Below are 12,794 nucleotides of genomic sequence, written 5' to 3' on the forward strand. Positions count from 1 at the left end.
GCGGGAGGAAACGTGCGACAACTGGCAACAATACTCTTATCTCTGGCGGTGCTTGTCACCGCTGGCTGTGGCTGGCACCTGCGCAATACTACGGCGGTGCCTGCTGAGATGAAAACGATGATTTTCGACTCATCGGATCCTAACGGTCCACTCAGCCGCGCAATTCGTAATCAGTTGCGTCTGAACGGCGTTGAGCTGATCGAAAAAGGCACCCTGCGCCAGGATGTACCGTCTCTGCGTGTGCTGGGGATGACGCTCAGCAAAGATACGGCCTCTATCTTCCAGGACGGCCATACCGCAGAGTATCAGATGGTCATGGCGGTTAACGCGGCAGTTCTGATCCCGGGTAAAGACATCTACCCGATCAGCACGAAAGTGTACCGTTCGTTCTTCGATAACCCGCAGACGGCGCTGGCAAAAGATGCCGAACAGCAGATTATCATCAACGAAATGTACGACAAGGCAGCGGAACAGCTGATCCGTAAACTGCCAGCTATTGCAGCGTCAAAAAAACAAGGATCTGACATTGTTGAAAAACCGGATGCCGACGCGTCTCCTGTTTCTACCTCAATGGGTAACTGATGATCAGGCTGTATCCTGAACAACTCCGCGCGCAGCTCAATGAAGGGCTGCGCGCGGCGTATCTGCTCCTCGGTAACGATCCGCTATTACTACAGGAAAGCCTGGATGCCGTGCGACACGCGGCGGCCGCTCAGGGCTTCGATGAACACCACACCGTCCAGCTGGATAACAATACCGACTGGAATGCCCTCTTCTCGCTTTGCCAGGCGATGAGCCTGTTTGCCTCGCGTCAGACGATCCAGATCCTGCTGCCAGAGAATGGTCCGAACGCCGCCATTAATGAACAACTGGCCACGCTGGTCAGTCTGTTACACAGCGATCTGCTGTTGATCGTGCGTGGCAATAAGCTGACGAAAGCGCAGGAAAACGCGGCGTGGTTTACCCAACTCGCGACCCATGCGGTGCAGGTCACCTGTCAGACGCCTGAGCAGGCGCATCTGCCAAAATGGGTGGCAGCACGCGCAAAGCAGAACAACCTTCAGCTGGATGACGCGGCAAATCAACTGCTCTGCTACTGCTACGAAGGCAACCTGCTGGCCCTCGCGCAGGCGCTGGACCGGCTCGCCCTGCTCTGGCCGGATGGCAAGCTGACCCTGCCGCGCGTCGAGCAGGCCGTTAACGACGCGGCGCACTTCACGCCGTTCCACTGGGTTGATGCCCTGCTGTCGGCGAAGAGCAAACGCGCCCTGCATATTCTGCAGCAGCTGCGCCTTGAAGGCAGCGAGCCGGTCATTTTGCTGCGCACGCTCCAGCGCGAACTGCTGTTGCTGATCGCGCTCAAGCGCCAGTCTGCCCATACGCCCTTGCGCGCGCTGTTTGATAAACATCGGGTGTGGCAAAATCGCAGGACGTTAACCACCGAGGCCGTCAACCGCCTGAGCCATGAACAGCTGCGTCAGGCAGTACAGCTTCTGATGCGCGCTGAGCTCACATTAAAACAAGATTACGGTCAGTCGGTCTGGGCGGAGCTGGAAAGTCTTTCTCTGCTGCTCTGCCACAAGGCGCTGGCTGACGTTTTTATTGATGGATAGTATGCACTCTCTCCAGGCCCTGTATGGTGGCACCTTCGACCCGGTACATTACGGGCATCTGAAGCCGGTTGAAATTCTGGCGAATCTGATTGGTCTTCAGCGCGTTATCATTATGCCCAATAATGTCCCGCCTCATCGTCCGCAGCCCGAAGCAACCAGCGAGCAGCGAAAAGCGATGCTCGCCCTGGCCATCGCGGATAAACCGCTCTTCAGCCTTGATGAGCGCGAGTTGCGCCGCGACACGCCCTCCTGGACGTCGCAAACGCTGCAGGAGTGGCGCGCAGAACACGGACCAGACCAGCCGCTGGCCTTTATCATCGGTCAGGACTCTCTGCTTAATCTCCCCACCTGGCATCAGTACGAAACCATTCTGGAGAACAGCCACCTGCTCGTCTGCCGTCGTCCGGGCTATCCGCTGACCATGCGCGAAGCACAGTATCAGCAGTGGCTGGAAGATCATCTCACCGACAATATAGAAGATCTTCACACACAGCCGGCAGGGAAGATTTATCTGGCGGAGACGCCGTGGTTCGATATCTCTGCGACCCTCATTCGCGAGCGTTTACAGCACGGTTTAGCCTGTGACGATTTGCTACCGGCCCCGGTGCTGGCGTATATCCATACGCACGGTTTGTATCAGAAAAGCGCAGATGAATAGCCGAAGGGCATAATTAAGTGGCTTATTGTTTTTCCTGCCTTGACAGGGTAAGCCATACTGTTATCCTCCGCTGCCAGACTTTCCCGCCGATCATTGCTTTACAGAAATTGTTTTACAAAAATGGCGATGCAATCTCAGGCGGAGGGTGGGATGATACCCGCCTTCAAAAGCCGGGCAGGAGACATTTGTCCCGTTACAGGCCTGAGTTCAGGTATACTGTCTGGCTACGAATTCAACGTTATACAATCTCATTCACCCCAGGGGGAAAACTTGCAGGGTAAAGCACTCCAGGATTTTGTTATTGACAAAATTGATGACCTGAAAGGTCAGGACATCATCGCTATCGACGTTAAGGGTAAATCCAGTATTACCGACTGCATGATCATCTGCACCGGTACTTCTACGCGTCATGTTGTTTCAATTGCCGATCACGTGGTGCAGGAATCGCGTGCTGCAGGGCTGTTGCCGCTCGGCGTTGAAGGTGAAGCGACCGCTGACTGGGTGGTTGTCGATCTCGGCGATGTGATTGTCCACGTCATGCAGGAAGAGAGCCGTCGCCTGTATGAGCTGGAAAAACTCTGGGGTTAATGCGTGAAGTTGCAGCTGGTCGCCGTCGGCACCAAAATGCCGGACTGGGTACAAACCGGTTTTACTGAATATCTGCGTCGTTTTCCAAAAGACATGCCGTTCGAACTGGTGGAGATTCCCGCCGGAAAACGCGGCAAGAACGCCGATATCAAACGTATTCTCGATAAAGAGGGTGAACTGATGCTGGCAGCCGCAGGCAAAAACCGCATCGTCACTCTCGATATTCCAGGGAAGCCCTGGGATACGCCGCAGCTGGCGCACGAACTGGAGCGCTGGAAGCAGGATGGTCGTGACGTCAGTCTGTTGATTGGCGGGCCTGAAGGGTTGTCCCCTGCCTGCAAAGCGGCAGCAGAACAAAGTTGGTCTCTCTCCGCGCTGACGCTTCCCCACCCGCTCGTTCGGGTACTGGTGGCAGAAAGCCTGTATCGCGCGTGGAGCATTACTACCAACCACCCCTATCACCGCGAGTAATGACTGACCAGGGTAGATTAAGCAGCGGATGAAACTACAGAATTCTTTTCGCGACTATACGGCTGAGTCCGCGCTGTTTGTGCGCCGGGCGCTGGTCGCCTTTACCGGGATTTTGCTGCTTACCGGCGTGCTGATCGCCAACCTTTATAATCTGCAAATTGTCCGCTTTACCGATTACCAGACGCGTTCAAACGAAAACCGGATCAAGCTGGTGCCCATCGCGCCCAGCCGCGGCATTATTTACGATCGTAACGGCACCCCGCTGGCGTTAAACCGCACCATCTATCAAATCGAGATGATGCCGGAAAAGGTCGATAACGTTCAGGACACGCTGGAAGCATTGCGAAGCGTGGTCGATCTTAACGATGACGATATCGCGGCCTTCAAAAAAGAGCGCGCCCGTTCCCACCGTTTCACCTCCATTCCGGTTAAAACCAATCTGACGGAAGTCCAGGTGGCCCGCTTTGCGGTGAATCAGTACCGTTTCCCCGGCGTGGAAGTGAAAGGTTACAAGCGTCGTTACTACCCTTACGGCTCCGCGCTGACGCATGTCATTGGCTACGTCTCCAAGATTAACGATAAAGACGTCGAGCGCCTCGATAAAGACGGCAAGCTGGCGAACTACGCAGCAACGCACGATATCGGCAAGCTGGGCATTGAACGCTACTACGAAGATGTTCTGCATGGGCAGACCGGCTATGAAGAGGTTGAGGTGAACAACCGCGGCCGCGTCATTCGTCAGCTGAAAGAGGTGCCGCCTCAGGCGGGACATGACGTTTATCTGACCCTCGACCTTAAACTGCAGCAGTATATTGAAACCTTACTGGCGGGCAGCCGTGCGGCCGTGGTGGTCACCGATCCTCGTACCGGTGGCATCCTGGCGATGGTGTCAATGCCAAGCTATGACCCGAACCTCTTTGTTGACGGCATCTCCAGTAAAGACTATTCCGGCCTGCTGAATGACCCGAACACGCCGCTGGTGAACCGCGCTACGCAAGGGGTTTACCCGCCAGCGTCAACGGTTAAACCGTACGTGGCGGTCTCTGCGCTGAGTGCTGGTGTCATCAACCGTAATACCAGCCTGTTTGACCCCGGCTGGTGGCAACTTCCGGGGTCGGAAAAACGCTATCGCGACTGGAAAAAATGGGGCCACGGCCATCTGAACGTGACGAAATCGCTGGAAGAGTCCGCGGATACCTTCTTCTACCAGGTGGCGTACGATATGGGTATCGACCGTCTGTCAGAGTGGATGAGTAAGTTTGGCTACGGACATTACACCGGGGTGGACCTTGCCGAAGAACGCTCTGGCAACATGCCAACCCGTGAGTGGAAGCTGAAGCGCTTTAAGAAACCGTGGTATCAGGGTGACACCATTCCGGTGGGTATCGGCCAGGGCTACTGGACGGCAACGCCGCTTCAGATGAACAAAGCCATGATGATCCTCATCAATGACGGCGTGGTGAAAGTCCCTCACCTGCTGCAAAGTACCGTTGAAGACGGCAAAAAAGTGCCCTGGAACCAGCCGCACGAAGCGCCTGTGGGTGACATCCATTCAGGCTTCTGGGAAATCGCGAAAGACGGGATGTACGGCGTGGCAAACCGTCCTAACGGTACCGCGCATAAGTATTTCGCCGGTACGCCTTATAAAGTGGCCGCGAAATCCGGTACGGCGCAGGTATTTGGTCTGAAAGCCAACGAAACCTATAACGCCCACCGCATTGCCGAACGTCTGCGTGACCATAAGCTGATGACGGCGTTTGCCCCTTATGATAACCCGCAGGTCGCGGTGGCGATGATTCTGGAAAACGGCGGTGCCGGCCCTGCGGTCGGGACCATCATGCGCCAGATCCTTGACCACATTATGCTGGGTGATAACAACACCGAACTGCCGGCTGAAAACCCGGCCGCCGCTGCGGCGGAGGACCAATAATCATGACGGATAATCCAAATAAAAAATCGCTGTGGGATAAAATCCACATCGACCCAGCCATGCTGCTGATCCTGCTGGCTCTGCTGGTTTACAGTGCCCTGGTTATCTGGAGCGCCAGCGGCCAGGACATCGGCATGATGGAGCGTAAAATTGGCCAGATCGCGATGGGTCTGGTCATTATGGTGGTGATGGCGCAGATCCCGCCGCGCGTCTATGAAGGCTGGGCGCCCTATCTTTACATCTTCTGTATTATTTTGCTGGTTGCGGTAGACGCGTTTGGCGCCATCTCAAAAGGGGCGCAGCGCTGGCTGGATCTGGGCGTTGTCCGCTTCCAGCCCTCGGAAATCGCCAAAATCGCCGTACCCCTGATGGTGGCACGCTTTATCAACCGCGACGTCTGTCCGCCGTCTCTGAAAAATACCGCCATCGCGCTGGTGCTGATTTTCCTGCCAACGCTGCTGGTCGCGGCGCAGCCTGACCTGGGAACCTCAATCCTCATCGCCCTCTCCGGCCTGTTCGTTCTTTTCCTGTCGGGCCTGAGCTGGCGTCTGATTGGCATCGCGGTGGTGCTGGTTGCCGCGTTTATTCCGATTCTCTGGTTCTTCCTGATGCATGATTACCAGCGCCAGCGCGTCATGATGCTACTCGATCCGGAAACCGATCCGCTGGGCGCGGGCTATCATATTATTCAGTCTAAAATTGCGATTGGCTCCGGTGGCCTGCGCGGTAAAGGCTGGCTGCACGGTACACAGTCGCAGCTGGAGTTTTTACCGGAACGCCACACCGATTTTATTTTCGCCGTACTGGCAGAAGAGCTGGGGCTGGTGGGCATCTTAATTTTGCTGGCGCTATACGTCCTGCTGATCATGCGCGGATTGTGGATTGCAGCACGCGCGCAAACCACCTTTGGTCGCGTTATGGCAGGCGGGTTGATGCTGATTTTATTCGTTTATGTCTTCGTAAATATTGGTATGGTGAGTGGTATTCTGCCGGTGGTTGGCGTACCGCTGCCGCTGGTGAGTTACGGAGGCTCGGCACTGATTGTGTTGATGGCCGGGTTTGGTATCGTGATGTCGATCCATACCCACAGAAAAATGTTGTCAAAAAGCGTATAAAAATAAGGGGATCGGAATGCGTAAGCAGTGGCTGGGGATCTGCATTGCGGCAAGTTTACTTGCGGCCTGCACAAGTGATGATGGTCAGCAACAGGCAACCGTCGCGCCGCCGCAGCCTGCGGTGTGTAATGGCCCGATCGTTGAAATCAGCGGTGCCGATCCCGTTTATGAACCGCTGAATGCCAGTGCGAATCAGGATTACGAGCGCGACGGCAAAAGCTACAAAATTGTTCAGGATCCTTCCCGCTTCAGCCAGGCTGGCTTTGCCGCCATTTATGATGCCGAACCCGGCAGTAACCTGACGGCGTCCGGGGAAGCCTTCGACCCAATGCAGCTGACTGCAGCACACCCGACGCTGCCGATCCCGAGCTATGCTCGTATCACCAACCTGGCGAACGGCCGTATGATCGTTGTGCGCATCAACGACCGCGGCCCGTACGGCAATGACCGGGTGATCTCCCTGTCTCGCGCGTCCGCCGATCGCCTGAACACGTCGAATAACACCAAAGTCCGTATCGACCCGATTATCGTGGCGCAGGATGGTTCGCTCTCCGGACCGGGTACCGCCTGTACGACAGTGGCGAAACAGACCTATGCCCTTCCCGACCGTCCAAATCTTGACGGCGGAATGGGAAGCGTCTCTTCTCCGGCCGAACCTGCTCAGCCGGGGGGAGAAATCCGTCCAATCAGCAATGACACGCTGCAAAGTGATGATTCAACGGGCGCACCGGTAAAGAGTAGCGGCTTTCTTGGCGCACCAACGACCTTAGCCTCGGGCGTGCTTGAAGGCAGTGAGCCGACACCCGCCCCTGCTCCTGTGAGTGCACCAGCAGCTCAACCGGCGCCCGTAACGGCACCAGCAGCTCAACCGGCGCCCGTAACGGCACCAGCGGCCACGCAAAGTACGGCGGTGGCAGCTCCGGCAGCGGCCAGCGGCAGCTATGTGGTGCAGGTAGGCGCAGTGAGCGATCAGGCTCGGGCCGAGCAGTATCAACAGCGTCTGAGCCAGCAGTTTGGCGTCCCGGGACGTGTTGAGCAAAACGGTGCGGTCTGGCGTATTCAGATGGGGCCGTTTGCCAGCAAAGCGCAGGCAGCGTCCCTGCAGCAGCGTTTGCAAAATGAAGCTCAGCTTCAGTCATTTATCGCTGTGGCAAAGTAATTAATCGGCGGTGTCCGAAATGTCAGTTTGTGTAAAACACATTCACAAACTCATGCTTAAAGTCGGATGCCTGCCTGAATAGCATTTGCTATAGTAAGGCACTTTTTTTAATTCCATCACGGATGTCGTAGTTCTGACCATGAAGACCACTTTTTCTGCTCGTTTTGTGCAGCGCATGGCGCTGACCACGGCCCTTTGCGCTGCTGCACTTTCTGCAGCTCACGCCGATGACCTGAATATCAAGACCATGATCCCTGGCGTTCCGCAAATCGACGCGGAATCCTACATCCTGATCGATTACAACTCTGGCAAAGTGCTGGCAGAACAGAATGCTGATGCCCGCCGCGACCCGGCCAGCCTGACCAAAATGATGACCAGCTACGTTATCGGCCAGGCGATGAAAGCCGGTAAATTCAAGGAAACTGACCTGGTCACCATCGGTAACGATGCGTGGGCAACCGGAAACCCGGTGTTCAAAGGGTCGTCTCTGATGTTCCTGAAACCGGGTATGCAGGTTCCAGTTTCTCAGCTCATTCGCGGGATCAACCTGCAGTCGGGTAACGATGCCTGTGTGGCTATGGCCGATTTTGCTGCCGGTAGCCAGGACGCCTTCGTGGGCCTGATGAACAGCTACGTGAACGCGCTGGGTCTGAAAAACAGCCATTTCCAGACCGTACACGGTCTGGACGCCGACGGTCAGTACAGCTCCGCGCGTGATATGGCGCTCATTGGTCAGGCGCTGATCCGCGACGTACCTAACGAATACGCTATCTATAAAGAGAAAGAGTTCACCTTCAACGGTATTCGTCAGACCAACCGTAACGGCCTGCTGTGGGATAACAGCCTGAACGTTGATGGCATCAAAACGGGCCATACTGACAAAGCGGGTTACAACCTGGTGGCCTCTGCCACTGAAGGTCAGATGCGCCTGATCTCAGCCGTGATGGGCGGCCGTACCTTTAAAGGACGTGAAACAGAAAGCAAGAAACTGCTGACCTGGGGCTTCCGTTTCTTCGAAACCGTAAACCCACTGAAAGCAGGTAAAGAGTTTGCTTCCGAACCCGTCTGGTTCGGCGACAACGACCGTGCCTCCCTTGGCGTGGATAAAGATTTGTACCTGACCATTCCACGCGGTCGTATGAAGGATCTCAAAGCCAGCTACGTCCTGAACAGCACCGAGCTGCATGCGCCACTGCAGAAAAACCAGGTTGTAGGCACCATCAATTTCCAGCTGGATGGCAAGACGATCGATCAGCGTCCGCTGGTTGTCCTGCAAGAAATTCCTGAAGGTAATTTCTTCGGCAAAATCATTGATTACATTAAATTGATGTTCCATCACTGGTTTGGTTAAAAATTGAACACTTGAAAGTGTGATTTTGATCCCCATATACTAAGTATCCTGATAACTCCCACCTGACGTGGGAGTTATTCTTTTTGACGTTACGCCGGAGCTGACATGAAAACCAAACTTAACGAACTGCTTGAATTCCCTACCCCATTTACCTACAAAGTAATGGGTCTGGCGAAGCCTGAGCTGGTTGATCAGGTGGTTGAAGTGGTACAGCGCCATGCGCCGGGTGACTACTCTCCGTCAGTAAAACCAAGCAGCAAGGGCAACTACCACTCGGTTTCTATTACCATCACCGCTACACACATTGAGCAGGTTGAGACGCTGTACGAAGAGCTCGGCAATATCGAAATTGTTCGTATGGTGCTGTAGTCCCTTTGCGGTTACCCGGTTTGCCGGGTAACCCCTCTCCCCGCTGTGATATACTCCCCCGCATCTTTTGTCCCTCGTCTTCGGAGACGCTGTTTTGTATCAGGATAAAATTCTGGTCCGACACCTCGGGCTGCAACCTTATGAGCCTGTCTCCCAGGCTATGCATGACTTCACCGATTCACGCGATGAGAGCACCCCGGACGAGATCTGGCTGGTCGAACACCTGCCAGTCTTTACGCAGGGTCAGGCAGGAAAAGCGGAACATTTATTGATGACGGGAGACATCCCGGTAATTCAGAGCGATCGCGGCGGGCAGGTCACTTACCACGGACCCGGACAGCAGGTAATGTACGTCCTGCTTAATCTGAAGCGCAGAAAACTGGGCGTGCGTGAACTGGTTACTCTACTGGAACAAACTGTCGTCAATACGCTGGCGGAATATGGTATCGATGCGCATCCACGCGCCGATGCACCAGGCGTTTACGTCGGGGAAATGAAGATCTGCTCTCTGGGGCTGCGAATTCGTAAAGGCTGCTCCTTCCACGGCCTGGCATTGAATATTAATATGGATCTCACCCCTTTCCAGCGCATAAACCCCTGCGGCTACGCCGGCATGGAGATGACGCAAATGCGCCAGTGGGTCGATACCGCTACGCCAGACACTATTCGTCCTGTGCTTTTGAAGAACGTGTTAGCACTACTTAACAATCCCCCGCACGAATATATCCCTGCTTAATATATCATACAACATGGCTCGCTAATTTGACGGGCCACTGTTTATTTACCGCTTTTGCGCTTTACAATAAACCACAGATTCTATATTTTCGAAGCGCCCGAATATTGCCGTTACATATTATTTAGCTTCCCTCAAACGTGACAAACAGGGTCTAGGTAACGTGAGTGATAATCACACAACTGTTTTATTTTTGATAAAGAAGTGAAACAAAACCAACACTTTACGAATCTCTACAAGCATAATAAATAAATTCAACTATCATTCATATTGTGAATGTATACGGAGTAAAAGCGTGGAGTATAATAATTTACCAGCCAAACGCCTGAATGACCCTGGTGGCGAAGACAAGCCGCAAATTTTTCGGACTTTACGTAATATTGATCTCAATTTACTGACTATTTTTGAGGCAGTATATGTCCATAAGGGTATCGTTAACGCTGCGAAAATTCTTAATCTCACGCCATCAGCAATAAGCCAGTCCATTCAAAAGCTGCGCGCTATATTTCCCGACCCGTTATTTATCCATAAGGGCCAGGGAGTGACGCCGACGGCCTACGCCACGCACCTCCATGAGTTCATCAGCCAGGGGCTGGAATCCATTCTGGGCGCGCTGGATTTAACCGGCAGCTACGATAAGCAGCGCACCATTACCATCGGCTGTTCCCCTTCCGTGGGCGTTCTGGTAATGCCTGCAATTTATCAGGCCGTGAAAGAGCATGCTCCGCAGCTTCTGCTGCGCAATGTGCCTCTTAGTGAGCCTGATATTCAGCTTGCCCAGTTCCAGACGGACCTGATTATTGAAAGCGGCAGTTTCAGTGCCAGAGCGCTGGGGCAAAATGTGCTCTATGCGGATAATCTGGTTCTGGTGTGTCGCCAGCAGCATCCCGCGCTCAGCGAACCGCTGACCCTTGAAAACCTGCGCAACTATGACCACTCGTCTTTCATGACCGAAGGACAGGCGAATCATGCTCTGCGCCAGCGTATTGATGAAATTTTCCCGGAACGCCAGATCAGTTTCAGCAGTTACAATATGTTCACTACCGCATCCCTGATCGGCAGCAGCGATATGCTGTGCATTATGCCGGCACGTCTGTACAACCTGCTGCGCAAATGCTGGCCGCTGGAAAGTATCCCACTCAGCCAGCTTAATGCGGAATCTGTCGAGATTTCACTGCATTACAATAAACTGAGTTTGCGCGATCCGGTCCTGGAAAACGTTATCCGCATTATCCGTCAGGCCTTCTGACCGCTTCATACAGCACAAGTCCCTGCTGCAGGCAGGGCAAAAGGCACAAAACAACAACTATTTTACAAATTGGCGACCTGGCAGGCTGCTTTAACGCCCCTTTCAATGATATACTGCCTGTCGTTCGTTCAAAAATAGTTGATAAATACAACATTCCCTTGAATTGAAACGCTTTCCTTCGATATTCGCAACTGGAACACGCACGCTATGAGTAAACCCATTGTGATGGAACGCGGTGTTAAATACCGCGATGCCGATAAAATGGCCCTTATCCCGGTTAAAAACGTGGCTACAGAGCGCGAGGCGCTGTTAAGAAAACCGGAATGGATGAAAATCAAACTTCCGGCCGACTCTTCGCGTATCCAGGGGATCAAAGCGGCGATGCGCAAAAATGGCCTTCACTCCGTCTGTGAAGAAGCCTCTTGCCCGAACCTTGCTGAATGTTTCAATCACGGTACCGCGACGTTTATGATTCTGGGTGCTATCTGTACCCGCCGCTGCCCGTTCTGCGACGTAGCCCATGGCCGTCCAGTTGCACCTGATGCTAACGAACCCCAAAAACTGGCGCAGACCATCGCTGACATGGCGCTGCGTTATGTGGTCATCACTTCCGTAGACCGTGACGATCTGCGCGATGGTGGTGCACAGCACTTCGCTGATTGTATTACGGCCATTCGCGAGAAAAGCCCGAACATCAAAATCGAGACGCTGGTGCCTGACTTCCGCGGCCGTATGGATCGTGCGCTGGATATTCTGACCGCCACGCCGCCAGACGTGTTTAACCACAACCTGGAGAACGTGCCGCGTCTTTACCGCCAGGTTCGTCCGGGTGCGGATTATAACTGGTCCCTGAAGCTGCTGGAGCGTTTTAAAGAAGCACATCCGCACATTCCGACCAAATCAGGTCTGATGGTAGGGTTGGGTGAAACCAATGAGGAAATCATCGAGGTAATGCGCGATCTTCGCCGCCACGGTGTAACCATGCTCACCCTGGGCCAGTATCTGCAGCCAAGCCGTCACCACCTGCCGGTACAGCGCTACGTCAGCCCGGACGAGTTTGATGAGATGAAAGCCGAAGCGATGGCGATGGGCTTTACCCACGCGGCGTGCGGCCCGTTTGTTCGATCTTCATACCATGCGGACATGCAGGCGAAAGGCGAAGAAGTAAAATAATGCTGTAATATTCATTTACAGTAATACAAAAAAACCGGCCTCATGAGCCGGTTTTTTTTCGCATGCCCTCAGGCATGGCTGTCACTCTTTGTGAGAAAGCTTGTCTGCCTGGATGTCGTCCTCGGCGCTTTTCTTCGCAGCCGCGTCATCGTCGTTCATCGCTTTCTTAAAGCCTTTGATGGCAGCCCCCAGGTCACCACCCAGCGTGCGTAACTTCTTGGTACCAAACAGCAGGACGACCAGTGCGGCAACCACCAGCAGTTTGGTAATACTAATCTCACCCATAGATACCTTCTTTACTTAAAACAGGCTGCATACAGCGCCAAAACCTGAATCTATTAACGGTCATTTAGCGCGTGCACACAATAGCAATCTGTAACAAGGT

Annotated in this window: 14 protein-coding genes; 13 read left to right on the forward strand and 1 reads right to left on the reverse strand. The window is 54.0% G+C overall.

The features are described from left to right. The first annotated feature begins 12 nt into the window (after nt 1-12). The 13 genes from lptE (at nt 13) to lipA (ending at nt 12,409) form a co-directional block, all read left to right on the forward strand. Entirely contained in the window at nt 13-582 is a 570-nt protein-coding gene (gene lptE / locus C5687_RS07620; RefSeq protein ID WP_025756339.1) for an LPS assembly lipoprotein LptE, read from the forward strand. Beyond that, the gene (gene holA / locus C5687_RS07625; protein ID WP_104556682.1) at nt 582-1,613 is read left to right on the forward strand and encodes a DNA polymerase III subunit delta; all 1,032 of its coding nucleotides are present in this window, start codon (nt 582-584) and stop codon (nt 1,611-1,613) included. Before lptE ends, holA begins: the two co-directional genes overlap by 1 nt. Continuing rightward, nucleotides 1,606-2,271 carry a nicotinate-nucleotide adenylyltransferase gene (gene nadD / locus C5687_RS07630; protein ID WP_025756337.1) on the forward strand — a complete coding sequence of 222 codons (666 nt, stop codon included), beginning with the start codon at nt 1,606-1,608 and terminating at the stop codon, nt 2,269-2,271. The genes holA and nadD overlap by 8 nt, the downstream gene beginning before the upstream one ends. 270 nt (nt 2,272-2,541) lie before the next feature. Then, nucleotides 2,542-2,859, forward strand: coding sequence for a ribosome silencing factor (gene rsfS / locus C5687_RS07635; RefSeq protein WP_003858696.1), 318 nt, complete (start codon nt 2,542-2,544; stop codon nt 2,857-2,859). Between the two features lie 3 nt (nt 2,860-2,862). Beyond that, entirely contained in the window at nt 2,863-3,330 is a 468-nt protein-coding gene (gene rlmH / locus C5687_RS07640; protein ID WP_003858701.1) for a 23S rRNA (pseudouridine(1915)-N(3))-methyltransferase RlmH, read from the forward strand. 28 nt (nt 3,331-3,358) lie between these two features. Next, the gene (gene mrdA, locus C5687_RS07645; RefSeq protein ID WP_025756336.1) at nt 3,359-5,260 is read left to right on the forward strand and encodes a peptidoglycan DD-transpeptidase MrdA; all 1,902 of its coding nucleotides are present in this window, start codon (nt 3,359-3,361) and stop codon (nt 5,258-5,260) included. Nucleotides 5,261-5,262: 2 nt separating this feature from the next. Further along, nucleotides 5,263-6,375 (forward strand): peptidoglycan glycosyltransferase MrdB, encoded by a 1,113-nt coding sequence (mrdB, locus tag C5687_RS07650; protein WP_013097590.1) that lies wholly within the window; start codon nt 5,263-5,265, stop codon nt 6,373-6,375. Between the two features lie 16 nt (nt 6,376-6,391). Next, nucleotides 6,392-7,534 (forward strand): endolytic peptidoglycan transglycosylase RlpA, encoded by a 1,143-nt coding sequence (gene rlpA, locus C5687_RS07655; RefSeq protein ID WP_104556684.1) that lies wholly within the window; start codon nt 6,392-6,394, stop codon nt 7,532-7,534. A 139-nt stretch (nt 7,535-7,673) separates the two neighbouring features. Next, nucleotides 7,674-8,885, forward strand: a complete 1,212-nt coding sequence (gene dacA, locus C5687_RS07660) for a D-alanyl-D-alanine carboxypeptidase DacA (protein WP_025756334.1) — start codon at nt 7,674-7,676, stop codon at nt 8,883-8,885. A 105-nt stretch (nt 8,886-8,990) separates the two neighbouring features. Then, nucleotides 8,991-9,254 carry a DUF493 family protein YbeD gene (gene ybeD / locus C5687_RS07665; protein ID WP_003858718.1) on the forward strand — a complete coding sequence of 88 codons (264 nt, stop codon included), beginning with the start codon at nt 8,991-8,993 and terminating at the stop codon, nt 9,252-9,254. 94 nt (nt 9,255-9,348) lie between these two features. Further along, on the forward strand, nt 9,349-9,990 hold the full coding sequence (gene lipB / locus C5687_RS07670) for a lipoyl(octanoyl) transferase LipB (RefSeq protein ID WP_045286196.1): 642 nt from the start codon (nt 9,349-9,351) through the stop codon (nt 9,988-9,990). Between the two features lie 292 nt (nt 9,991-10,282). Further along, nucleotides 10,283-11,236 (forward strand): YbeF family transcriptional regulator, encoded by a 954-nt coding sequence (locus C5687_RS07675; RefSeq protein ID WP_104556685.1) that lies wholly within the window; start codon nt 10,283-10,285, stop codon nt 11,234-11,236. A gap of 207 nt (nt 11,237-11,443) precedes the next feature. Next, nucleotides 11,444-12,409, forward strand: coding sequence for a lipoyl synthase (gene lipA, locus C5687_RS07680; RefSeq protein ID WP_024907012.1), 966 nt, complete (start codon nt 11,444-11,446; stop codon nt 12,407-12,409). An 81-nt stretch (nt 12,410-12,490) separates the two neighbouring features. On the opposite strand, the gene tatE is transcribed toward lipA, so the two are convergent. After that, a complete protein-coding gene (gene tatE / locus C5687_RS07685) occupies nt 12,491-12,694 on the reverse strand; it encodes a twin-arginine translocase subunit TatE (protein ID WP_059386037.1) in 204 nt (67 codons plus the stop codon). Nucleotides 12,695-12,794: the final 100 nt, after the last annotated feature.

The sequence above is a fragment of the Enterobacter sichuanensis genome (assembly GCF_002939185.1).
GTDB classification, from domain to species: domain Bacteria; phylum Pseudomonadota; class Gammaproteobacteria; order Enterobacterales; family Enterobacteriaceae; genus Enterobacter; species Enterobacter sichuanensis.

Coding starts and splice junctions, on each gene's coding strand:
- holA (WP_104556682.1), top strand. CDS start 582: ATGATCAGGCTGTATCCTGAACAACTCCGCGCGCAGCTCAATGAAGGG.
- nadD (WP_025756337.1), top strand. CDS start 1,606: ATGGATAGTATGCACTCTCTCCAGGCCCTGTATGGTGGCACCTTCGAC.
- mrdA (WP_025756336.1), top strand. CDS start 3,359: ATGAAACTACAGAATTCTTTTCGCGACTATACGGCTGAGTCCGCGCTG.
- mrdB (WP_013097590.1), top strand. CDS start 5,263: ATGACGGATAATCCAAATAAAAAATCGCTGTGGGATAAAATCCACATC.
- rlpA (WP_104556684.1), top strand. CDS start 6,392: ATGCGTAAGCAGTGGCTGGGGATCTGCATTGCGGCAAGTTTACTTGCG.
- dacA (WP_025756334.1), top strand. CDS start 7,674: ATGAAGACCACTTTTTCTGCTCGTTTTGTGCAGCGCATGGCGCTGACC.
- ybeD (WP_003858718.1), top strand. CDS start 8,991: ATGAAAACCAAACTTAACGAACTGCTTGAATTCCCTACCCCATTTACC.
- lipA (WP_024907012.1), top strand. CDS start 11,444: ATGAGTAAACCCATTGTGATGGAACGCGGTGTTAAATACCGCGATGCC.
- tatE (WP_059386037.1), bottom strand. CDS start 12,694: ATGGGTGAGATTAGTATTACCAAACTGCTGGTGGTTGCCGCACTGGTC.